The following is a 21,325-nucleotide window of genomic DNA, read 5'->3' on the forward strand; positions in this document are numbered from 1 at the left end:
GGAGAGCCCCTATCGCACCACTCGAGCACGTAGATGCGGCAGAGGGGCCCCACCGCTGTTCCGGCCTTCGCCGACGGCCTCGAGCCACAACAGATGGAACCGGTTCACACACTCGCAGTCGTGGGACGCCCCCTGTTTCGAATGCCTCGAACCATCCACGCGCACCCGGCGTATGGCTATCGCTCCCGAGCCGTGCGGTCGAGACGAACAGGTGATCGAGCGCGCCACCGTCAAGCCCGATGAGGCATTCGCGGGGCCGAGGTCACCGCTGGGCTGGTGGATCGTCTGCCCGAAGGAGGATCGTCTTGTTCACTCTGCCTGCCGCGTAGAGCGGGCGAGGTTGTCGCGAATGGTCAGGGTATCGGGATGATCTAGGCCGAGGATCCGCTCGGCGTCGGCGAGGGTCTGTTCGAACACTGCGACAGCTTCGTGTACCCGGCCCGCCACCAGGTAGACGTCGCCGAGGTTGTTGCGAACGGTCAGGGTATCGGGATGGTCGGGGCCCAGGACCCGTTCATGTTTGGCGAGAGCCTGCTCGGACATGGCAGTCGCCTCACCCACCCGGCTGGCCAGGTGATAGGCATCGGCAAGGTTTTTGCAGACGGTCAGGGTGCTGGGGTGCTCGCCGAGGGTCCGCTCGGTCTCGGCGAGGGTCTGCTCGAAGAGGGTGATCGCCTCGGTGAGGCGACCAGCCGAGTGGAAAGCGTGAGCGAGATTGTTGCGGACAGCCAGCGTGTCGGGATGGATGGGGCCGAGGACTCGTTCGCGGGTGATACAGATCCGTTCGTAGAGGGGGATCGCTTCGTCCACCCGGCCCGCCGAGTGGTAGGCATCGGCAAGATGGTGACAGGCGGTCAGGGTGTCCGGATGGTCACCACCGAGAATCCGCTCCGCGTCGGTGCGGGTTTGTTCGGACATGGCTACTGCCTCGTGAATCCGACCTGCTACCCGGTAGGCGAAGGCGAGGTTGCTGCGGCAGACCAGTGTTTGGGGGGTATCGGGGCCTTGCAGCCGTTGAAGGATTGTGAGCGTCTGCTCGGACAACGCTATCGCCTCCGGTACGCGGCCCGCCGTCACGTACATGTAGGCGAGGTTGCCGTCGATGCTCATGGTGAAAGGGTGGTCGGAGCCGAGGACTCGCTCGGTCTCGGTACGCAACTGCTCGAGCAAAGTAACCGCGTCGGGTGTGCGACCCGCGGCGTGGTAGGCGGCGGCCAGGTTATTGCGGAGGCGCAGGGTGTCGGGATGGTCTTGGCCCAGGATGTGCCCGGCGTCGGCAAGGGCATTCTCGAGCAGCAGGACGGAATCGGCACTGGCTGTGGCTTGGTGCGCGGCGGCGAGGTTGGCGCGGCCGCGCACGGCGTCCAGATGGTCGGATCCCAGGACTCGCTCACGGTCGATGCGGTTTTGCTCGGCCAAGGCGGTCGCCTCGCTCAACCGGCCTGTCGCCATGTATGCGGCCGCAAGGTAGCCGCCGCTGTGCAGGGTGGCGGGGTGATCTGGGCCGAGAGCCCGCTCGCAGTCGGCAAGATTTCGCTCGAATAGCGCGACTGCCTCCCTTGCCCGGCCTGCCGCCTGATAGGCGTGGGCGAGGTTGCCACGTACACACAGAGTGTCGGGATGGTCGTGGCTCAGAACTCTTTCGGAGTCGGCGAGGAGCTTGTCGAGCAATACGGTCGCCTCGTCTACCCGACCAGCTTTCAGGTATGCGGCGGCGAGGTTGCCCCTGCTACGCAGCGTCTCGGGGTGATCGGGGCCGAGAGCCCGCTCGCAGTCGGCAAGATTTCGCTCGAACGACATCACTGCCTCGCTCAGTCGCCCCGCGCTTTGGTGGGCGAGAGCGAGGTTGCCGCGGGAAATCAGAGTGAGAGGGTGGTCAGGGCCCAGGACCTGCGCGCGATCGGTGAGAGTTTGCCCGGATGCCGTAATGGCCTCTGCCAGGTGTCCCGCCGCCAGGTGGGCGAGAGCGAGGTTGCTGCGGGAGGTCAACGTATCGGGGTGATCAGAGCCTAGGATCCGGGCGCGGTCGGCGAGGGTCTGTTCGTGCAGCGCTATCGCCTGTGTCATCCGGCCCGCAATTTGGTAGGTGTTGGCGAGTTGATTGCCCACCGCGAGCGTGAGGGGGTCGAGCCCCAGAACCCGCTCGGTATCGGCGAGGGTCTGTTCGAAGAGCGGGATTGCTTTGTCGATCCAGCCCATCCCGGCGTACCCCTCGGCGAGGTCTTTGCGGGCCAGCAAAGTGTCCGGGTGGTCGAGTCCGAGAACCCGCTCGGCGTCGGTGAGCGTCAGCTCGAATACCGGGACAGCTTCTTCGACGCGGCCTGCCGCGAAATAGGCGAGGGCGAGGTTGAAGCGGGAGGCGACAGTGTAGTGGTGGCTGGTGCCCAGTGTCAGGGCCGCGTCGGCGAGGCATTGGTAGGTATAGGAGATCGCGCGAGTGGTGTCGGCCGCTTCGATCAGGTGGCGCCCGGCCCAGATTCGAGCAAGAGCCAACTTCTGGGCAAGGGTGGTGCTTGTTGCGTGGGCACGGCTGTTCCAGATCGAGTCGAGGTGATCGATCAGGTGTGCGCCGACGTCACGGTAGTTCCAGGACTGACTCGTGTCGAAGGAGTGGTTGTCAAGAACCGTCAGGGCGTTGTTCGCCAACCGCACAAGCCCGGTTTCGGCCACCGCTGCCGGATGCTGGTACGTGGGTGCTTGTTCGGTGGAGGCACGTTCGCGCAGCACCCGGGAGATGAGGCGGTGCATCAGCACGGCGTCACCGGTGGTCGAGCGTGTCAGAAGTGAGCCCCACTCGCAGCGGGCCAACGCTTCGTGCAGGCGGCCTGTCCCGTCGGGCAGGATCTCCACCCACACGCCTGCCGGAGACAGCATCGCAATCAGTTCGAGGAGGTCCCGGACCGCGGTGTCGAGTTCCGCATCGCCGCTGGTGGCTTCGGTGGTCTCGAGTGACAGCAGGATCGCCTTGTCGACCCGGTGCGGGTGCGGTGAGCCGGCCAGGCGGGTCAGCGCCGCGGGCAGTGGCTGGTCGAGCAGTGCCTCATAGCGGGTGTAGTCCAGTCGGCGGATGACGATGGTGGCGGCGGCTTGCGTCAGAGCCAACGGCAGGTCCCCGAGTTGCTGGGCGATGCGGTCGGCGCCGTAGTCGTCGGCGAGACCGGTGGCATTGCGCAGGAAGGCTATCGACTCCGCGCGGGTGTAGACCTCGAGATCGACCAGCGTGCCCAGAGTGGTGAACGAGTGGTCGGTACTGGTGATGACGACCCGGGTGCCGCCACGGACCGGAACGAACTCACCGACCCGGTCGGGGTTGGTGGCGTTGTCGAACACCAGAACACCGGGCTCGCGGCGGGTGACGAGGTGATCTCGCAGTCGATGCGCGGAGCGCTGGGAGTCGCCCTCGGGATCGGCCACCCCCAACCGGGATGCGATGGCCGCCAACCCTTCCAGCAGGGTGCCATCGGTTTCCGCGTCGACCCAGCCCACCAGTCCAACACCCGAATCCATGGCCTCTCGCGCGTAGGCGGCGGCCAGTTGCGTCTTGCCAACGCCCCGCATCCCGGTCACCACCACCGACACCGGTGACGTGGCCGCACTCTGCGCGAGCATGCGCAATTGCTCACGCGCCACGAAATGGACAGGCTCAGCGGGGATCTTCCCCACCACTACAACGTCCCGGGGTTCTTCGGCAGGTGACACGATGACCGAGGAGAGCGCGGCCTCGTCTCCGGAACGGGTCACGCCGGTGTCGAATGCCCGGGCATGTTCGGATTTCGGCGACGTAGTGCGAGCTTCGGCGTAGGCGTCGGCGCGACGTTGCTTCCACCGTTCGAGCGCCTCGGGCGATAGCGGCCATGGTTTGCCCGCCATCGCATGCAGGCATTCCAGCACCAGCAGGAACTTCTCGGAATCACGCGGAATCACCGGATCGGGTTTGAGCCATTCCGCGATCGTGTTGGCCGAGATCCTCCGGTTCCTCATGCTCGAAATCCAGGATGAGACATCCTGGGGATGGGGAGATTTCGCCTCGAGTTGGAGTGTGAAGAACGCCTGGATGTAACTCGTCCGCGTGTACTTCCGGCCTGCGGGCTGGCTGTCCGTCACGGTCTGATCCCTTTCCGACTCGGCCGACTCAGAGCAGACCCTCGATGCTCAGCAAAATCGAGAAAACCCCGCTGACATGGCCTTTCAACGCGTGTTGCGATGGAGCTCACTGGACGAGGTCGGGCTCGGTCGGGCTTGCTGTTCTCGACCGACAACCCCCGGCCGAATACGGAGAACGACACACTCATGCCCACCATCACCAAGGCCCTGCTACTCACCACAGCCGTGCTGGCGGCCACCCTCGTCGCCCTCACCGCTGGCCTGCTCGCCCACACCGACGGCGCCACCCTCGCGGCCACCGCCTGCGCCGCCGGTATCGGATTCGGCAGCACCCTCACTCTGATCCTGCTCGCCATCACCACCTACAAAACCTTGTGACCCTTGCGAACCCACCCGATGCAAGTCGCTACCACACCGGACCGTACCGCTGCTCCGGCCATCACTGCGAACGATCGCGGTGATGGAAGGTATCCACAGCGGGCCAGCTGCCGAAACCCTGCCAGGGTCGGCAGCGGATCGCCTGCCGACCGGGTCCGCCGGTACACGTGCCTGTTCGGCGGTCAGATCCGGATCGTAGCCACCCCGTTTCCACGCTCGGCCCGGCGATTCAGGCCGACGCCACGGCGCTTTCCTTGCGTGCCCGCTCCGCGACGGCGGTCGGCATCGGCTCGTGCCGCAGATACCCGCGGGCGAACGACCCCGCCCCGTGGGTGAGCGATCGCAGGTCGATGACATACCTGCTCAGTTCGAGTTCGGGTACCTCGGCCCGGATCTGGGTGCGGCAGGTCTCGGCCGGTTCGGTGCCGAGAATGCGGCCGCGCCGGGTGGACAGGTCGCTGAGGACGGCGCCCAGATGGTCGTCGGGGACCGTGACCCGCACCGCGGCAACCGGTTCGAGCAGCAGGGTCCCTGACACGTCCGCCGCGTCGCGGAGGGCGAGGGCACCCGCGGTCTGGAAGGCGGCGTCGGAGGAGTCCACCGAGTGCGCTTTCCCCTCCACCAGTGTCACCCGCACATCCACCAGCGGATATCCGGGAGTGACCCCGCGGGCGGCCTGTGCCCTTGCCCCTTTCTCCACCGATCCGATGAACTGCCGCGGCACCACCCCACCGACCACCCGGTCGACGAACTCGAATCCCGTCCCCGTCGGCAGCGGTTCCACCTGGATCTGACACACCGCGTACTGCCCGTGCCCGCCGGACTGCTTCACCAGCCTGCCGCGCCCCTCGGCCGCCGCGGCGAGCGTCTCCCGTAACGCCACCCGATACGGTTCCACGTCCACCCGCACCCCGAACCGCCCGCGCAACCGTTCCAGCGCGACATCCCGGTGGGCTTCCCCCAGACACCACAGCACCAGCTGATGGGTGTGTTCGTTGTGTTCCAGCCGTAGGGTCGGATCCTCGGCGACGAGCCGGGTCAGGCTCTGCGAGAGCTTGTCCTCATCGGCCTTCCCCTGCGCCCGGATAGCCACGGGCAGCAGGGGTTCCGGCAGCTGCCACGGCTCGATCAGCAGGGGTTGCCCGGTGCCGGAGAGGGTGTCACCGGTTTCCGCGTGGCCGAGTTTGCTCACGAACGCGATATCGCCTGCGACGGCCTCGGTCAGTGGCCGCTGTTGTTTCCCCAACGGCGCGGTGACCCCGCCGACCCGGTCGTCGGCATCGTGTTCGGGTCCGCAGACGTGGACGGTGTCCTCGCTGTGCAGCGTGCCGGAGAACACCCGCACCAGCGATACCCGTCCCACATACGGGTCGGACGAGGTCCGGATGACCTCCGCGGCGAGTTCCCCCGCCGGATCGCAGCGCAGTGCGGTGGGCGCGGCGCCGTCGCCGCGCGGCACGGCCGAGAGCAGGTGTTCGATCGGTGTCGGGAACCCGGCCGTGACCAGTTCCAGCAGTTCGAGCGTGCCGAGGCCCTGTTCCGCTTCCTCGGCTGCCGGTGCCGCGAACAGCACCGGATGGAAGCTTCCGCGCGCCACGGCTCGTTCCAGGTCGTCGACCAGGGTGTCGAGGTCGACGGGTTCGCCGTCGAGGTACCGGTCCATCAGCGTTTCGTCTTCGCTCTCGGCGATGATCGCCTCGATCAACCGATCGCGGGCCGGGTCGATCACCGCGAGCTGTTCCGCGGAGGGTTCGGTGCGCACCCGTTTCCCGCTGCGATAGTCGGCGACCCGTCGCTCGAGCAGTTCCAGCAGTCCGATCGCGGGCCGGTGCCCGTCGGGGCTCTTCTGCCCGTAGACCGGCAGGTGCAGGGGCAGCACGGTATCGCTCGCTCCGTCGGTCAGCAGCGCCTGACAGGTCTGCACCAGTTCCTCGTACTCCGCCCGCGCCGTGTCCAGATGTGTCATCACGATCGCCCGCGGCATCCCCACCAGCGCGCATTCGGCCCACAGCTCCCGCGTCGCGCCCGCCACACCCTCTACTCCGTCGGCCGCCGACACCAGGAAAAGGGCCGCGTCCGCCGCCCGCAACCCGGCCCGCAGTTCGCCGACGAAATCCGGGCATCCCGGCGTATCGATCAGATTGATCTTCACCCCGCCCCACATCACCGGGACCACCGACAGCTGCACAGATCTGTGCTGTCGCCGTTCGACCTCGTCGTAGTCCGACAGCGAGGTCCCGTCCTCCACCCGGCCTGCCCGGTTCACCGTCCCGGTCGCCAACGCCAGCGCCTCCACCAGCGTCGTCTTCCCCGCACCGCTGCTGCCAACCAACGCCACGTTCCGGATGCTCTCCGGTCGCTGCGCCCCGTTCGTCCGTTCCACCATGTCGCACGCTCCCTCTGGTTAGGGCCCCGGCTCCTTCGAGCTTCCCACCGCAGGTAGGGGCACGTCCACGGTTCTGGCCGATCGATGCTGCAACCCAGCACGGAGGTCGATTGCCTCGGCACCAGCCGGCAGATCCTGGTCCGCCTCCCGCCACCTTCGTGCCTGACCGCTTCGCCGGCCAGGTCGCGGCATTCGCCGACGGTCCAGTCGACATCCAGGCAGAGGGTCTCGTCCACGCCGCCCGGCAATGTCCGGTGTTGCTCGCGGTCGACGTCGCCGGGCGGCGAAACGGTCGACCTGGTGACCGATGGCATCAAGCCTCGATTGCAGAGTGGTACTCGACAGCAAGGACCAACCGGGTTCGAGCAACACCTCTATGACGTAAGTCATATCGAGCCGACGGAACCGCGAACCGCACTCTCGCGTCAAATTCTGTAGCGGCACAACGGGATACGTTGCGGCGCGGCTGGGGTGGCAAACGCCAGGTCTAGATGAGGATCCTCAACAAGCAGAAGTGTGGACGCAAGTAGCAGTTCGAGTCGCACCGGAGGGAACCGACCATGACATCCACCGAATACAAGTCGCTGCACTTCTCTCGAGCAAACCCGGCTGGCCCCGGCCGAGCTGATGTGTCGACCCTGCTGCGTAGCGTCGCGTCGACGATCGAAGAGCTCGGTCCGGTGACCGTCTCGGACCTGATCTTGCACAACGAGGTCACGGCAGACGGAAATTGGCCGTCGATCACCGTCTACTACAGCAAGGGCACTATCGAGTAACGCGCCATCGTTGAATACGAGGGGCTGACGTGGTCAGTGCCTCCACTCAGCTGGGCCTCTGAGCTGTCGGGTCAGCCGAAGCCGGAAATCTCTTCCGGAAACGCTCGACCTCCTCCTCATCGAGTTCAGCGGAGGAACTGCCCCAGGGAATGGAGGTGGGATCGCCGACTTTCGGCCGACCACCATCTCGGTAGAATTCTGCCAACGCGGCATCTATCGTGTCCTCGATGAATCTGTCCGGCTCTGATTGCGCCGGCGGGTTAAAAACGCAACTGATCTCCAGAACCTTCCGCCGCTCCGGCAGGTCGTCCGTAGTCAGGTCCTCGTTGTATTCCAGCCACTGCCCGACCAGCTTGAAGGAATCGAACCAGTCTTCCTTCACCGAGAAATGAGTAGGCTCATCCCCGATTTCGAACGCCATACGCTTGGCGTAGATCGCAACGAGCCGGACCGCGTCGTCCATTGTGCCGTAGATGTGGACGCTTCCCCGAAATATGGTCATGGGAGTGATGTATACACCGGCCGAGTGCCATCTCAGGGACGTCGATTATCGCTTTGCCTCGCGACCGGCAAACCTATTGCCGAGGTTGTCTCCAGCTGGCCTGTCCACATCATGCTGACGGCTTCTCCGAGGTGAAACCGAACCGAAGACATACTCGGCCGATCAGCGTCTCCGGGTGACTTTTACACCGGTGCCGGGATGCCAGTGGTGAATTACGAGCAGCTCTGTTGCCGGGTCGACGTAGGTGAGAACCGCACCGGTGAGGTCGAGTCGGAAGTCGTGGACACCGGGTGGCGATCCGAAGGCGGCCTTGGCCGGTCCGGTGATCTCGGCTGCGAGGCCCATAACCTTGGCGTCACCGTCGCCGGGATGGGCGTGGATGGCGCACCGCCCGTCGCGGCGCAGGTCGGCTGCCTTCATGGCGTCTGGCATGGAACCGAACATCAGGTCAGGTCCGATGAACTCCACCTCCGATCCGCTCACTCGCGGGGCGCCATCGCGGCGCAGTGTGGCCAGCACGTGTGTTTTGTGCGCCTCGAACCGGGACCTCACGTGGGCGGCCAACTCGGGTGCCTCGTTCGCGAACTGCTGCCATGTCGCCATGGAAGCCAGGATGTCACCGCCCGCTGACAGCTCTTGTCAGGTTTTCCAGATCGATTGAGTCCAGCCAGAGGCCCGGTGCGCACGTGGTTTTCGTTCCCGTGACCGGGTGCCTGACCCGTCGGATCACCGAACGCCGACTCCGCCTCACGCGACGCCGCCTCGATCGCCGTCGCCTTATTACCCGCCATCTCCAAGATCTCGGCGGTCGGACCGATGAACGTGATGCCCTCGGCAGCACAAGCCGCGGCCAGTTCGGGGTTCTCCGACAGAAACCCGTAACCCGGATAGATCGCGGCGGCGCCCGCACTCGGATGGCGATCTCGCCGCGATTGGCTACCAGGACTTGGGAAAACATCCTCTCGGTCGACGTTGTCGAGTCAGGGCGCGGGGGTGGTGCGCCGGAACGAGACGGCGGCCCGCCGACGAGGGACTAGCTGTGGGTCAGGCGACGACCGACCGTTGCGGCACCCCGACGTACTCGCTCAGTGGCCGGATCAGCGCGTTGGACTCGCCCTGTTCGATGATGTGAGCGGTCCAGCCGGTGATCCGGCTCATCACGAAGATCGGCGTGAACACTTCGATGTCGAATCCGAGCAGGTAGTAGGCGGGACCGGTCGGGAAGTCGAGATTGGGCTTGATGCCGGTGGCCTCGTTCATGGTGCGTTCGAGGATCTCGTACATCTGGACCCACTTGTCGCCGTCGGTCGCGGCGGCGATGTCGACGAACGCCTTCTTCATCGTGGGTACCCGGGAGTCACCGTTCTTGTAGACCCGGTGACCGAAGCCCATCACCTTGTCCTTGTCGGCCAGCTTGTTGCGCAACCATTCCTCGGCAAGGGCGGGATCGCCGATCTCGAGCATGTCGTGCATGACCGCTTCGTTGGCGCCGCCGTGCAGCGGGCCCTTCAACGCTCCGATAGCGGCGGTGACCGCGCTGTAGATATCGGACAGGGTCGAGGTGACGACCCTGGCCGCGAAGGTGGAGGCGTTGAAACTGTGCTCGGCGTAGAGGATCAGTGAAACCTCGAACGCCTTCACCAGCTCCCGCGACGGGACGGTGCCGAAACACATGTTCAGGAAGTTCTCCGCGTACCCCAGGTGCGAGTGCGGCGGAATCGGGTCGAGACCCTGACGGCGACGATGATCGGCGGCCACGATCGTCGGCAGCACCGCGAGCATCCGAAGAGCCTTGGCCCGGTTGGCTTTCGCGGAGTTGTCGTCCTCGGCGGGGTCCTCTGCGCCGAGGTAGCTGATCGCGGTGCGGACGATATCCATCGGATGGCAGTTGTCGGGCATCTTCGACACCAGCGACAGCAGCGACCGATCCGCGCGGCGGGAGGCCCGCTCCTGCTGACAGAACCGTTCCAGCTCGATGTGATCGGGCAGCTCACCACGCCAGAGCAGGTAGGCCACCTCCTCGAAGGAGCAGTGCGCGGCCAGGTCCTGCACGGCATAGCCGCGGTAGGTCAGCGAGTTGGTCTCCGGCACCACTTTCGAGATCGAGGTCGTATCGACGACGACACCGGCGAGGCCCTTGTAGATGGTCGGAACGGCGATATCCGTCATCACTGATCACTTCCCAGCGCGAAATTGAAGATGTCGGAATCGAATTCGTTGTAGCGCTCGTACTGCAGCAGCTCGTAGAGGCGACTGCGGTGCTGCATCCGGTCGAGCAGACCGGACTGGGTGCCCTGCTCGTAGATCTCTCGCAGACCGGCCTCGGCGGCGAACATGGCCAAGCGCAGCGTGGAGACCGGATAGATGACGGCGTTGTAGCCGATCGATTCCAGCGTCCGGGCGGGAATCAGTTCGGACTTGCCGAACTCGGTCATGTTCGCCAGCAGCGGAGTCGCCACCGCCGCCCGGAACTTCTCGAATTCGGCTGCCTCGGACAGCGCTTCGGTGAAGATCAGGTCCGCGCCTGCCTCTGCATAGGCCTTCGCTCGCTCGATCGCGGCGTCGATCCCCTCGATACCCGCGGCGTCGGTGCGCGCGCAGATCACGAAGTTCGGGTCGCGTCGTGCCGAGACCGCCGCGCGCAACCTGCGCACCATCTCGCCGACGGGGACCACCGCTTTGCCGTCGAGATGCCCGCACCGCTTCGGGTTCACCTGGTCCTCGAAGTGCGCGCCCGCGATGCCCGCGTCCTCGAGGAAGGTGACCGTGCGCGCCGCGCTCATCGGCTCACCGAAACCGGTGTCGGCGTCGATGAGCACCGGCAGCTCGGTGACCCTGGCGATCTGCTCACCGCGCCCGGCCACCTCGGTCAGCGTGGTGAGACCGATATCTGGCAGGGCGAGGTCGGCCGAGACCACCGCACCCGAGACATAGACACCCTCGAAGCCGATCTCCTGGATCAGCTTGGCCACCAGCGGATTGAACGCGCCGGGAAAGCGCTGGATGCGGTCCGAGGCCAGTCCGGCCCTGAACGCGACGCGCTTGTCGGCGGCCGAGGTCGACGAAGCCAGCAGACCGGTCATCAGAACAGGCCCTTCGCGAGCTTCGGCGTCCGGGCCAGCACCGCATCGGAGACGGTGAAGTTCAGCTGTCCGAGTTCCTCGGCGGTCAGTTCGGGGGTGCGCTGGGCGACGTCGAGGAAGCGATCCTGCTCGACCGGCTCGATCACGCCTTCGGCCAGGGTGCGGAACTTCGCGATGTACTGCTCGCGAGCGAACGGGCGAGCGCCCAGCGGGTGCGCGTCGGCGACGGCGAGCTCGTCGACGATCACTTCGCCGCTCTTCAAGGTGATCTCGGCGCGGGCGCCGAAAGCCTTCTCGTTCGGGTCGGTGGAGTGGTAGCGGCGGGTCCACTCCGGGTCCTCGGCGGTGGAGATCTTGCGCCACAGCTCGACGGTGTCGGGGCGCTGGGCGCGCTCGGGGGCGTAGGAACGCTCGTGGTGCCAGGTGCCGTCCTGCAGGGCGACGGCGAAGATGTACATCACCGAGTGGTCGAGGGTTTCCCGCGAGGCCGTGGGGTCGAACTTCTGCGGATCGTTGGAGCCGGTGCCGATGACGTAGTGGGTGTGGTGGCTGGTGTGCAGCACGATCGTCGCGATCTGGTCGAGATCGCCGACGCGGTCACGCATTCGGCGGGCCAGGTCGATCGGGGCCTGGCTCTGGTACTCGGCCGAGTGTTCCTTGGTGTAGGTGTCGAGGATGCCGCGCTTGGGCTCGCCGGGGCCGGGCAGCGGCACCGTGTACTCCGCCTTCGGTCCGCCGAGCAGCCAGGCGATGACCCCGTCCTCGCCCTCCCAGATCGGCGAGGGGGCGCCTTCACCGCGCAGGGCGCGGTCGACCGCTTCGACGGCCATCTTCCCGGCGAAGGCCGGTGCGTAGGCCTTCCAGCTCGAGATCTCGCCCTTGCGCGACTGACGGGTGGCGGTCGTGGTGTGCAGGGCCTGCCCGATCGCCTGGTAGATCGTCTCGGTGTCCAGGCCCAAGAGGGTGCCGATGCCCGCGGCGGCCGAGGGGCCGAGGTGGGCGACGTGGTCGATCTTGTGTTCGTGCAGGCAGATCGCGCGCACCAGGTCCACCTGGATCTCGTAACCGGTCGCGAGGCCGCGGATCAGGTCGGCGCCGTCGCGGCCGGTGTGCTGAGCGACCGCGAGGATCGACGGGATGTTGTCACCGGGGTGTGAGTATTCGGCGGCGAGGAATGTGTCGTGGAAGTCCAGTTCGCGCACCGCGACACCGTTGGCCCACGCCGCCCATTCCGGGGAGAACCGGCCCGGCACACCGAACACGGCGGCGCCGGGGCCGTACTGGTGTGCCAGTGCCTGGGCGCGTGCGTTGGCCACCGGGCGGCGGGTGATCGAGGCCGCGGCCACCGACGCGTTGTCGATGATCCGGTTGACGATCATCTCCTCGGTCTCCGCGGCCACCGGCACCGCATCGGTGGCAACCTCGGCGATCCGCCACGCGAGGTGCTCTTCTCGCGGGAAGTCCTCAGCGGAACGGTGCGTACGGACGAGATGGTTCTTCACGAGTGCGGCCTCCAGGAGCGGTGAATTTCGACTGCTTCTTTCGCACGTTACACACGGGTCGTTTACCGCGAAATACACCGCAAATGCCAAATGTTGTGGATGAAATTCAGCAAATTTGCGTAAGTTGTGAAAAGGGCTGCTGATACATTTGCCGGTATGCAGAAGATGTACGCGGGCGCACGGCTGCGGACGCTGCGTGAGCTTCGTGGCCTGTCCCAATCGGGGATGGCGAAGGCGCTCGGGTTATCGGTGAGCTACGTCAACCAGCTCGAGAACGACCAGCGGCCGTTGACCGTCCCGGTCCTGCTGCGGCTCAACGCCACCTTCGACCTGGACATGGGTTTCTTCGCGGCCGATACCGACGCCCGGCTGCTGGCCGATCTGCAGGACGTCTTCGCCGACGACCCCGACGCGGCTTCGGTCACCAACGCCGAACTCGATGATCTGCTCACGCGCGTCCCCGGCGCGGCGCGGCTGCTGGTGAGCCTGCATCGTCGCCTGCGCGGTGCCACCCAGCAGATGGAACAGTTCTCCGCCGATATCGAGGGCTCGACCGTCGAACCGGGCACCGCGATGCCATATGAAGACGTCCGCGACTTCTTCTACGACCGCCGCAATCACATCCCCGAACTCGACCAGGCCGCCGAAGCACTGTTCACCCAGAACCGGCTCAGCATCGGCGGGCTGGATCTGCAGCTGACCCGGTTGCTGCACCACCGACACGACATCACCGTCACCATCCGGTCCGACAACCCCACCGATCCCGGGCCCAAACGGATCTACGACCCCGAAGCCCGCCAGATCGTTCTCGCTCGCAGGCTCTCACCGGGTCAGCGTGCCTTCCAGCTCGCTACGCAACTGGCGTTCCTCACCCATTCCGAAACCATCGACACACTGACCGCGTCGGTGGAGACGATGCCCGCCGGCTCCCGTGACCTGCTGCGGGTCGGTCTGGCCAACTACTTCGCCGGCGCATTGATCCTGCCGTACACGCGGTTTCGCGATGCCGCCGAAGAACTGCACTACGACATCGATCTGTTGTCGTCGATGTTCGAGGTCGGCTTCGAAACCGTCTGCCACCGGCTCTCGACATTGCAGCGCCCGAATCAGCGCGGAGTCCCGTTCTTCTTCGTGCGCACCGACCGCGCGGGAAATATCTCGAAACGCCAGTCCGCCACCGCCTTCCATTTCTCCCGCGTCGGCGGAAATTGCCCACTGTGGGTGGTGCACGAGGCCTTCACCACCCCTGGCCGCATCCGCACCCAGATCGCCGAGATGCCCGACGGCCGCAAATACCTGTGGCTGGCCCGAACGACCGATGAGAGCACACCGGGATATCTCTCTCCGAAAAGGGATTTCGCCATCGGCCTCGGTTGCGACCTCGCCTACGCCGAGAAACTCGTCTACTCCCATGGGCTGCCGATCCACGACGAGACCACCGCGGTGCCGATCGGCGCGGGCTGCAAGATCTGCGAACGCCCCGCCTGCGCCCAGCGCGCGTTCCCGCAACTGGGCAGGGCGATCCGCGTCGACCAGAACCGCGCGGCCAATATCCCCTACACCCCGGCCGACCAGGATCGCACCGGGCACGCGCCCTGATCGGCCAGGAGCTCCGGAGCCGCCCGCACGCTCCCGAAGGGCACCGAGTGGGCGGTCCGGTGGTGTGTCAGCGCGGCTTCGGTGCCGCCGTGACGCCGTACCCGAGGTTGGTCAGCACTTCACTGGTCGCCTTGGCGAAGTTCAGCGTGATGAAGTGCAGGCAGGGTGCGCCCTCATCGATCAGGCGTTGGGCCATCTCGGTGGCGATCTCGATTCCCTCGGCGCGCACGGCCGCGCGGTTCTCTTCCTGGCCGTCGCCCGCTGCCTTGCGCAGCCGCGCCATGACCCGCTCCGGCAGGGGTCGACCACACAGTTCCACGGCCCGGTTCACCGTGCGCAGTGAGGTGATCGGCATCAGCTCGGGGATGATCGGCTTGCCGCCCTCGATCGGGTCCAGCGCGATCACGCGGTCGCGCAGCCGCAGGTAGTGCTCGACGTCGAAGAACATCTGGGTGATCGAATACTCCGCGCCCGCACGCAGTTTCGCGGCGAGGTGACGGGTGTCGTGATCGAGATCCGGCGAGCGGTGATGGCCCTGCGGGAACGACGCCACACCGACATGGAAATCGCCCAGGTCGCGCACTATGCGAACCAATTCGTCGGCGTACCCGACCCCCTCGGGGTGTCTGGTCCACTCCCCCAGCGGATCGCCCGGCGGGTCGCCGCGCAGGACCAGCAGGTTGCGGATCCCGGAGTCGGCGTAGGAGCCGACCAGCGAGCGCAGTTCGGCGACGCTGTGGCCGACCGCGGTCAGGTGGGCTACCGGCAGCAGGGTGGTCTCCTTCGCCAGCTCGCCGGTGATGCGCACGGTCCGCTCCTTGGTGGAGCCGCCCGCGCCGTAGGTCATCGACACGAATGCCGGATGCATACGCTCGAATTCACGAACCGCCCGCCAGAGCCGAGCCTCGCCGACCGCGTCACGCGGCGGGTTGAATTCCACGGAGAACGGCACGCCGCTGCCCGCATGGGTGCGCAGGATCTGCGCCACCGAGTGCCGGGTGGCATCGGTAGTCCCGTCGCATTTCGTTCTTGCTGAACCGGTTTCGCTCATCTTTGATCTCCTGGGCCCGAGCCGGGTCAGCTCAACGTCCAGTTCTCGAGGCCCTGGTAGAGCGGCACACTCTGAGCCAGCTTGGAGACACGACCACGCAGGGTCTCTGTGTCGGAGGTCCCCGCCAACGCGGCAGCGATGATGTCAGCGACCTCGGTGAACTCGGTATCACCGAAACCACGAGTCGCCAACGCCGCCGTGCCGATACGCAGACCCGAGGTCACCATCGGAGGACGCGGGTCGAACGGGACCGCGTTGCGGTTGACGGTGATACCGACCTCGTGGAGCACGTCCTCGGCCTGCTGACCGTCGAGCTCGGAATTACGCAGGTCGACCAGGACCAGGTGCACATCGGTGCCGCCGGTGAGGACGGAAACGCCCTTGTCTTTGACGTCAGCACCGGTCAGACGCTCGGCGAGGATCCGGGCACCCGACAGAGTACGGACCTGACGGTCGGCGAACTCCTCGGTAGCAGCGATCTTGAACGCGGCAGCCTTCGCCGCGATCACGTGCATGAGCGGGCCACCCTGCTGGCCGGGGAAGACCGCCGAGTTGAGCTTCTTCGCGAATTCCTGCTTGGCCAGGATCAGGCCGGAGCGGGGACCGCCGAGGGTCTTGTGCACGGTGGACGACACGACGTCGGCGTAAGGCACCGGCGAGGGGTGCAGACCCGCAGCGACCAGACCGGCGAAGTGGGCCATATCGACCCACAGGTAAGCACCGACCTCGTCGGCGATCTCACGGAACCGAGCGAAGTCCTGATGACGCGGATACGCCGACCACCCGGCCACGATCACCTTCGGCTTGGCCTTGAGCGCGATATCACGCACCTCGTCCATATCGATACGGTGGTCTTCCTTGGACACCCCGTAGGAATGAACGTCATAAAGCTTGCCCGAGAAGTTCAACCGCATGCCATGGGTCAGGTGACCACCGTGCGCGAGATCCAGACCCAGCAGGGTCTCGCCCGGGTTCATCAACGCCATCAACACCGCGGCATTGGCCTGGGCACCCGAGTGGGGTTGCACGTTGGCGAACTCGGCACCGAACAATTCCTTGGCCCGATCACGAGCCAGGGTCTCGACCACGTCGACGGCCTCGCAACCACCGTAGTAGCGGCGGCCCGGGTAGCCCTCGGCGTACTTGTTCGTGAGGACCGAGCCCTGCGCCTGCAGGACCGCGCGCGGCACGAAGTTCTCCGAAGCGATCATCTCGAGGGTGTCGCGTTCGCGGGCGAGCTCGCCCGCCATCGCGGCGGCCAACTCGGGATCGAGCTCACCGAGAGACTGGGTATTCACCGAACTGGCGGTGGTAGCGGACTTGGCCACGATGTGTTCTCCGTCGGATGGCAGAAACGGACGCCACCCTTGTGGCGCACAACGGCGAACCCGTACTCGCACAACACGATTCGGGAGCATACCGGTGTGCACCCGATCCACGAGGCGACGACCGCCGGACGCGGCGCGCCCGGCACAGCGGCAGGTCTTCGGACTCGCGGGCGCCGACCGGGAACACCCGGACGACCTACTGACCATCGCTTCCCGGACATGCGAGGCCCAGTGCTGTTGATGGTGTTCGTTCCTGCTCACCGCTGCGGGACAGCCCCGGATTCCCACCGGGTTCCCTCTCCACCCCGAAACGCCGCCGTGCGGCGCGAGATGTCGACACCGACGACCGAGCGGGGACTCCCGACATCCAGGCCACCGGCGAACCAGCTGCCCCGACAGAATACGGCACCCCCAAAAGTCACACGACGGCTCCCTCCCGAGAGGCATCACGCGAACCGAGGGTGCGAGCACCGAACCGCCGACCTCGGCCCCACCGCCTCGCACCCACCGAAACACGCTTGACCCACCGGGGACCGCGTGCGTACGCGGGGTCCCGAGTGGGACTTGATCATTCGGCGATTCACCTCACTACACTGCTACCGTTGGGCCGAGGGGAAATGCTATGAACGACTGCAGTTCAAAGAGTCGAGAAACTGTGAGGCACTTCAGCGGGAAGTCTGTCGCCCTGTACACCGCCGCGTGCATGATTGCTGTCGGGATCGGGGGATGTTCCGCCGATCCGGGCGACGAGATAAGCCACCTGTCGACGTGTGCAGAAATATCCTTCCCCGAGGATGCGGATGTTGTGTGGTATCAGCACGACACCCGTTTCAGAGAGTCGACCTCAGCAGCCGTGGTCGACATTCCGATCGGGTCAGTCGGCGAGTTCAAGCGCCTATCCGGATTCGCGGAGTTCGCTCCCGGGGCACCCTCGTCGTGGAAGTCCTACTGGGCCGCAACGGGAATGAACGATCCGCTGACGACTGACGCCGGAAACGAGCACTCGGTCGAGGGTTACCGGGATCCGAGACGATACGTCGTCATCCACGACGGCGGCAACGAGAAACTACGGATCTTCGTTCATACGGACTGCTGATACGTGTTGAAACACGGGGATGGCGGTCAGCGAGCCAGCCGTGTGGCCCGGCCCCTAGATCAGGACTTCCTGCCGCTGGGGTGCAGAATGCACTACGCTCACGGACGCGAACTAGAACAGGTTCTCGGGGTGGGAGTGTGCCATGGAGATCGCTACATTGCGGGCGACGGTGGTCGGTGCGGTTTTCGCGCTGGTCACGGCGTGCGCGGGTTGGGCTATGGCGGTGCCGCTGCCGGAACAGGATTCGTTCTACGCTGAGCCTGCCGGTCTCGCGGACCTGGCCAACGGGACAGTGCTCGCGTCCCGGGCGATCGCACCGGAGTCGTTCATGCAGCCGCTGCCGGCGGAGGCGTGGCAGGTGCAGTACAAGACGATCGACAATCATGGGGCGCCTCGTGCCTACGTCGCGACAGTTCTCGTACCGCACGGAGAATGGACTGGAGACGGTCCGCGTCCGCTGCTGTCGTACCAGGTCGCCGAAGACGGTGTCGGGTCGAAATGCGCGCCCTCGTACGCGCTGCGGGGTGGTGGGATCGACGGCGGCCCGAGCAACGCGTATTCCGAGACCGGCGTGATTCGGCTTGCACTGCAACAAGGTTGGGCTCTGGTCGTGCCGGACTATCAGGGGCCTGACTCCGATTTGTTCGGTGCCGAGGGTTATGTCCACGGCGTGCTGGACGGTATTCGCGCCGCCAGGGCGTTCGCGCCCGCGGCTGTCGACCCGGCGGCGCCGATCGGCATGTGGGGATACTCCGGCGGGGCGCAGGCCACCGCTATCGCAGCGCAAGCGCACCGCGCCTACGCCCCTGATCTACGATTGACCGGCGTGGCGCTGGGCGGGATCGTCGCGGACCTGGAGGCCACCATGACCGGCTTCAACGGCGGAATCGCCGGCGGCGCGGCTGTGGTGGGACTGGTGGGGTTGAACCGGTCCTATCCGGAGGCCGATGTTGCCCAGTACCTCAACGAATCCGGCCGCGCGATGTTGGCCGCGAGCCAAGGCGATTGCCTGCTCAACGCCGCTCTCGCGTATCCCTTTCTCGATGTGGCGGCGCTGGAGGCTTGGCCCGGATCGATCACGAACAACACAGAACTGAGCAAGGTGGTGCGGATGGCCAGTCCCCTGTTCCGCCCGGGCACACCCGCCGTGCCGGTACTGCTCCATCACGCTGTCGCCGACGAGTTCGCGCCGATCGGCGCGGCGCGGGCGCTGGCCGGGAAATACTGCGCCGCTGGGATTCCGGTGCAGCTGGTGGAGAATCCGGTCGGCGAGCACGGGACCGAAGCCGTGGTGGGATTGCCGACGGCCCTGACCTATCTCGCCGACCGATTCGCCGCGAAGCCGGCGGCGAGCACCTGCTGAGCGGGACCGAACGACGGTTCGCTCTGGGCGCTCGGCGGTAGCGTGATCGACATGAAGAGTCCCTGGATCATCGCTTTCGCCGTGGTGGCGGTGGTCCACCTCGTGCTCAACGGCGCCGGGGCGCAGCCGTGGGAAAGCATCTCCAAGTGCCTGCTCGCTCCCCTGCTCCTCGCCTGGGTCATCGAGCAGAAGGGGCCACGCCTACTGGCGGCAGCGCTGGTGTTCTGCTTCCTCGGTGATCTGCTTCTCGAGTTCGAGGGCCTGTTCATCGTGGGGATGGCAGCGTTCGCGGTCGCTCACCTGTGCTTCATCCGGTTCTTCGTCTCCCGCGGCGCCATCGGCCGGCTCGCGCGCAAACCCTGGCTGGTCGCTCCTTTCGTCGTGGCAGGCATCGCGATGATCGCGTACGGATGGTCCGGCCTCGACGATGCGCTCGAGCCGGTTGTCCCGATCTATGCGGCGCTGCTCGTCGGCACAGCGGTGACCGCACTCGCCACCGACATCCGTGCGGGGATCGGCGGACTGCTGTTCCTGGTCTCCGACGGCATCATCCTGCTCGGTGAAGCCGGCCGGATCGACAAGGACGCCACCGGCACCGGCCTGGCGATCATGGCCACCTACATCGCGGCGATCTTCTTGCTGACCTCCGGCATCCTCGACCGCGAGAAGGTCACCATCGCCGCCGGACCCGGTTTCGACCCGACGGTCCGTACGGACTGCTGGCCGGTCTTCCCCGCCACCAAGACCTAGCGGCTCGCATCAGGGCCGATGACCGTGGAGGGTCAGGGTGTCATCGATGCAGCGAGCGATGAACTCGTCGTCGATCGCCTCGTCGCCGACCAGCAACCTGAAATATATCGGCGCGGAAAGTGTTTCGAGAACTCCGCGAGGATTCACCGTCGCAGGTAGTTCACCGCGCTCGACAGCCCTCGTCACCACCTGGGAGCTGCGCTCGAAGCGATCGTTCCAGAACCGGCGGCGCGCGACGTCGACCTCCGGATCCGACGACAGAGCCACGGTGGTCCCCACCAGACGCGCCATTCCCGGACGCGTGATCAGCTCTGATATCTGCTCCGCGAGCACCAGCAGATCCGCCCGGAGCGTGCCGGTGTCCGGCGTGGGGTTACCGACAGCGGCGAGCTCGGTGACAGCCTCGGCGATCAACGCGGTGCGCGTACCCCAACGGCGGTAGACCGTCGTTTCGGCGACACCGGCCCGCGCCGCCACATCACCGATGGTCAAGCCCTCGATGCCGTGCTCGATGACCTGGTCGAGGGTCGCGGCCAGCACCGCTTCGCGCACACGCGCCGAGCGTCCCCCGGTCCGCTTGCGCGGAGCCGTTGGTGTCACCGACTGCTCGTCGCCGGCATCGCGTCCGCTCTGATCCATGGTCCAGTTCTACTCGACGGCCGTGCCGTACACCGAATGCCCGACCGGCGGGTCCGCTACGGCCTGCACAACGAACGACACGAGTTCGGGCGGAGGCGAACTTGCGGTGTCGACGTCGGCGGCGCGCCCCTAAGAGGCGAGCGGTTCGATGAGGGTGCGGGCGAAGTTCGCTGCCGCTTCGCGGTCGTCGCGGTGACCGGGTGTGGACATGTGGCCGAGGAAGGCGTGCTGGAAGCATGCGCCGAGCAGGAGTCCCGCCGCGGCATGAACGTCGGCGTCCGGTCGCAAGCGGCCCTGTTGCTGTTCGGCTCGCAGGTATGCGGCGACTGCCTCGTTGACCTTGTGGGGTCCGGCGCCGAGGCGCACCAACTCCGCCTTGTGGGTCGCCAGCGTCTCCGGATCGGCGAACATCGAGGCGAACAGCGGGAAACCGTTGCCGTAGAAGGCGATTGCCCCTTCGGCGACAGCGGCGAGGTTGCCCACCACGTCTCCGGTGCCGACTTTGTCGCGGAGCACCTCATCGAGCCAGCCGAAGCCGGGTGACCGTTCGCGCATCACCGCGACGAGCAGGTCGGCCTTGTTGGCGAAGTGTTTGTACAGGGTCGCCTCGGTGAACCCGGCGGCCCGCGCCATCTGGCGTGTGGTCACGTTGGCCAGACCCTGCTCGGCCATTACCTCGGCTGCCGCGTCGAGGATCACGTCCCTGGTACCCATCCACTCCTCCTTCAGCACTTGACATAGTCAGTAAACGCTCACTAACGTCATTCA

The 21,325-nt window shown here is 66.1% G+C and carries 17 protein-coding genes, 1 pseudogene and 1 riboswitch; of the genes and pseudogenes, 6 read left to right on the forward strand and 12 right to left on the reverse strand.

Annotation, left to right across the window (positions count from 1 at the left end; genetic code table 11):
* Positions 1-309 precede the first annotated feature (309 nt).
* Complete coding sequence (gene fxsT, locus ACFWPX_RS25170) at positions 310-3,981, reverse strand: FxSxx-COOH system tetratricopeptide repeat protein (protein WP_378929577.1); 3,672 nt, start codon at positions 3,979-3,981, stop codon at positions 310-312.
* Positions 3,982-4,290: 309 nt separating this feature from the next.
* On the opposite strand from fxsT, the gene ACFWPX_RS25175 reads away from it, so the two are divergent.
* Positions 4,291-4,482, forward strand: coding sequence for a hypothetical protein (locus ACFWPX_RS25175; protein WP_378922430.1), 192 nt, complete (start codon positions 4,291-4,293; stop codon positions 4,480-4,482).
* Between the two features lie 229 nt (positions 4,483-4,711).
* Here the strand turns inward: ACFWPX_RS25175 and ACFWPX_RS25180 are convergent, their stop codons facing one another.
* Positions 4,712-6,868: an elongation factor G-like protein EF-G2 gene (locus tag ACFWPX_RS25180; protein ID WP_378929580.1), complete on the reverse strand. Its 2,157-nt coding sequence runs from the start codon at positions 6,866-6,868 to the stop codon at positions 4,712-4,714.
* 560 nt (positions 6,869-7,428) lie between these two features.
* On the opposite strand from ACFWPX_RS25180, the gene ACFWPX_RS25185 reads away from it, so the two are divergent.
* On the forward strand, positions 7,429-7,644 hold the full coding sequence (locus ACFWPX_RS25185; protein ID WP_378929582.1) for a hypothetical protein: 216 nt from the start codon (positions 7,429-7,431) through the stop codon (positions 7,642-7,644).
* Between the two features lie 46 nt (positions 7,645-7,690).
* Here the strand turns inward: ACFWPX_RS25185 and ACFWPX_RS25190 are convergent, their stop codons facing one another.
* From ACFWPX_RS25190 to prpD, 6 genes and pseudogenes are all read right to left on the reverse strand, one after another.
* Positions 7,691-8,107 carry a hypothetical protein gene (locus ACFWPX_RS25190; protein ID WP_378929584.1) on the reverse strand — a complete coding sequence of 139 codons (417 nt, stop codon included), beginning with the start codon at positions 8,105-8,107 and terminating at the stop codon, positions 7,691-7,693.
* Positions 8,108-8,308: 201 nt separating this feature from the next.
* A complete protein-coding gene (locus ACFWPX_RS25195) occupies positions 8,309-8,749 on the reverse strand; it encodes a pyridoxamine 5'-phosphate oxidase family protein (protein WP_378929586.1) in 441 nt (146 codons plus the stop codon).
* 140 nt (positions 8,750-8,889) lie between these two features.
* Positions 8,890-9,054 (reverse strand): annotated as a pseudogene (locus tag ACFWPX_RS25200) (biotin carboxylase N-terminal domain-containing protein); the annotation flags it as partial.
* A 136-nt stretch (positions 9,055-9,190) separates the two neighbouring features.
* Positions 9,191-10,315 (reverse strand): bifunctional 2-methylcitrate synthase/citrate synthase, encoded by a 1,125-nt coding sequence (locus ACFWPX_RS25205; RefSeq protein ID WP_378929588.1) that lies wholly within the window; start codon positions 10,313-10,315, stop codon positions 9,191-9,193.
* Positions 10,315-11,229, reverse strand: coding sequence for a methylisocitrate lyase (gene prpB, locus ACFWPX_RS25210; RefSeq protein WP_378929590.1), 915 nt, complete (start codon positions 11,227-11,229; stop codon positions 10,315-10,317). The genes ACFWPX_RS25205 and prpB overlap by 1 nt, the downstream gene beginning before the upstream one ends.
* The gene (prpD, locus tag ACFWPX_RS25215; protein ID WP_378929592.1) at positions 11,229-12,731 is read right to left on the reverse strand and encodes a 2-methylcitrate dehydratase PrpD; all 1,503 of its coding nucleotides are present in this window, start codon (positions 12,729-12,731) and stop codon (positions 11,229-11,231) included. Before prpD ends, prpB begins: the two co-directional genes overlap by 1 nt.
* 156 nt (positions 12,732-12,887) lie before the next feature.
* On the opposite strand from prpD, the gene ACFWPX_RS25220 reads away from it, so the two are divergent.
* Positions 12,888-14,330: a short-chain fatty acyl-CoA regulator family protein gene (locus ACFWPX_RS25220; protein ID WP_378929594.1), complete on the forward strand. Its 1,443-nt coding sequence runs from the start codon at positions 12,888-12,890 to the stop codon at positions 14,328-14,330.
* Between the two features lie 67 nt (positions 14,331-14,397).
* Here the strand turns inward: ACFWPX_RS25220 and ACFWPX_RS25225 are convergent, their stop codons facing one another.
* Both ACFWPX_RS25225 and glyA read right to left on the reverse strand, forming a co-directional pair.
* Positions 14,398-15,381 (reverse strand): methylenetetrahydrofolate reductase, encoded by a 984-nt coding sequence (locus tag ACFWPX_RS25225; RefSeq protein ID WP_378929596.1) that lies wholly within the window; start codon positions 15,379-15,381, stop codon positions 14,398-14,400.
* A 26-nt stretch (positions 15,382-15,407) separates the two neighbouring features.
* Positions 15,408-16,709 carry a serine hydroxymethyltransferase gene (glyA, locus tag ACFWPX_RS25230; protein WP_378929598.1) on the reverse strand — a complete coding sequence of 434 codons (1,302 nt, stop codon included), beginning with the start codon at positions 16,707-16,709 and terminating at the stop codon, positions 15,408-15,410.
* A 147-nt stretch (positions 16,710-16,856) separates the two neighbouring features.
* A riboswitch (cobalamin riboswitch) is annotated at positions 16,857-17,026 on the reverse strand.
* 305 nt (positions 17,027-17,331) lie between these two features.
* Here glyA and ACFWPX_RS25235 point away from each other — a divergent pair.
* The 3 genes from ACFWPX_RS25235 to ACFWPX_RS25245 all read left to right on the forward strand — a co-directional run bounded on the left by ACFWPX_RS25235 (position 17,332) and on the right by ACFWPX_RS25245 (position 19,918).
* Complete coding sequence (locus ACFWPX_RS25235) at positions 17,332-17,805, forward strand: hypothetical protein (protein ID WP_378929600.1); 474 nt, start codon at positions 17,332-17,334, stop codon at positions 17,803-17,805.
* Between the two features lie 142 nt (positions 17,806-17,947).
* The gene (locus ACFWPX_RS25240; protein WP_378929602.1) at positions 17,948-19,168 is read left to right on the forward strand and encodes a lipase family protein; all 1,221 of its coding nucleotides are present in this window, start codon (positions 17,948-17,950) and stop codon (positions 19,166-19,168) included.
* A gap of 51 nt (positions 19,169-19,219) precedes the next feature.
* A complete protein-coding gene (locus ACFWPX_RS25245; protein ID WP_378929604.1) occupies positions 19,220-19,918 on the forward strand; it encodes a lysoplasmalogenase in 699 nt (232 codons plus the stop codon).
* 9 nt (positions 19,919-19,927) lie between these two features.
* Here the strand turns inward: ACFWPX_RS25245 and ACFWPX_RS25250 are convergent, their stop codons facing one another.
* Positions 19,928-20,557 carry a TetR/AcrR family transcriptional regulator gene (locus tag ACFWPX_RS25250; RefSeq protein WP_378929606.1) on the reverse strand — a complete coding sequence of 210 codons (630 nt, stop codon included), beginning with the start codon at positions 20,555-20,557 and terminating at the stop codon, positions 19,928-19,930.
* Between the two features lie 129 nt (positions 20,558-20,686).
* The gene (locus ACFWPX_RS25255) at positions 20,687-21,271 is read right to left on the reverse strand and encodes a TetR/AcrR family transcriptional regulator (protein ID WP_378920608.1); all 585 of its coding nucleotides are present in this window, start codon (positions 21,269-21,271) and stop codon (positions 20,687-20,689) included.
* Positions 21,272-21,325: the final 54 nt, after the last annotated feature.

The organism is Nocardia sp. NPDC058518 (assembly GCF_042719655.1).
Classification (GTDB): domain Bacteria; phylum Actinomycetota; class Actinomycetes; order Mycobacteriales; family Mycobacteriaceae; genus Nocardia.

Coding starts and splice junctions, on each gene's coding strand:
- ACFWPX_RS25255 (WP_378920608.1), bottom strand. CDS start 21,271: ATGGGTACCAGGGACGTGATCCTCGACGCGGCAGCCGAGGTAATGGCC.
- ACFWPX_RS25175 (WP_378922430.1), top strand. CDS start 4,291: ATGCCCACCATCACCAAGGCCCTGCTACTCACCACAGCCGTGCTGGCG.
- ACFWPX_RS25185 (WP_378929582.1), top strand. CDS start 7,429: ATGACATCCACCGAATACAAGTCGCTGCACTTCTCTCGAGCAAACCCG.
- ACFWPX_RS25250 (WP_378929606.1), bottom strand. CDS start 20,557: ATGGATCAGAGCGGACGCGATGCCGGCGACGAGCAGTCGGTGACACCA.
- ACFWPX_RS25225 (WP_378929596.1), bottom strand. CDS start 15,381: ATGAGCGAAACCGGTTCAGCAAGAACGAAATGCGACGGGACTACCGAT.
- fxsT (WP_378929577.1), bottom strand. CDS start 3,981: ATGAGGAACCGGAGGATCTCGGCCAACACGATCGCGGAATGGCTCAAA.
- ACFWPX_RS25190 (WP_378929584.1), bottom strand. CDS start 8,107: ATGGACGACGCGGTCCGGCTCGTTGCGATCTACGCCAAGCGTATGGCG.
- ACFWPX_RS25220 (WP_378929594.1), top strand. CDS start 12,888: ATGCAGAAGATGTACGCGGGCGCACGGCTGCGGACGCTGCGTGAGCTT.
- ACFWPX_RS25235 (WP_378929600.1), top strand. CDS start 17,332: ATGAACGACTGCAGTTCAAAGAGTCGAGAAACTGTGAGGCACTTCAGC.
- prpB (WP_378929590.1), bottom strand. CDS start 11,229: ATGACCGGTCTGCTGGCTTCGTCGACCTCGGCCGCCGACAAGCGCGTC.
- ACFWPX_RS25180 (WP_378929580.1), bottom strand. CDS start 6,868: ATGGTGGAACGGACGAACGGGGCGCAGCGACCGGAGAGCATCCGGAAC.
- ACFWPX_RS25195 (WP_378929586.1), bottom strand. CDS start 8,749: ATGGCGACATGGCAGCAGTTCGCGAACGAGGCACCCGAGTTGGCCGCC.
- ACFWPX_RS25205 (WP_378929588.1), bottom strand. CDS start 10,315: ATGACGGATATCGCCGTTCCGACCATCTACAAGGGCCTCGCCGGTGTC.
- ACFWPX_RS25245 (WP_378929604.1), top strand. CDS start 19,220: ATGAAGAGTCCCTGGATCATCGCTTTCGCCGTGGTGGCGGTGGTCCAC.
- ACFWPX_RS25240 (WP_378929602.1), top strand. CDS start 17,948: ATGGAGATCGCTACATTGCGGGCGACGGTGGTCGGTGCGGTTTTCGCG.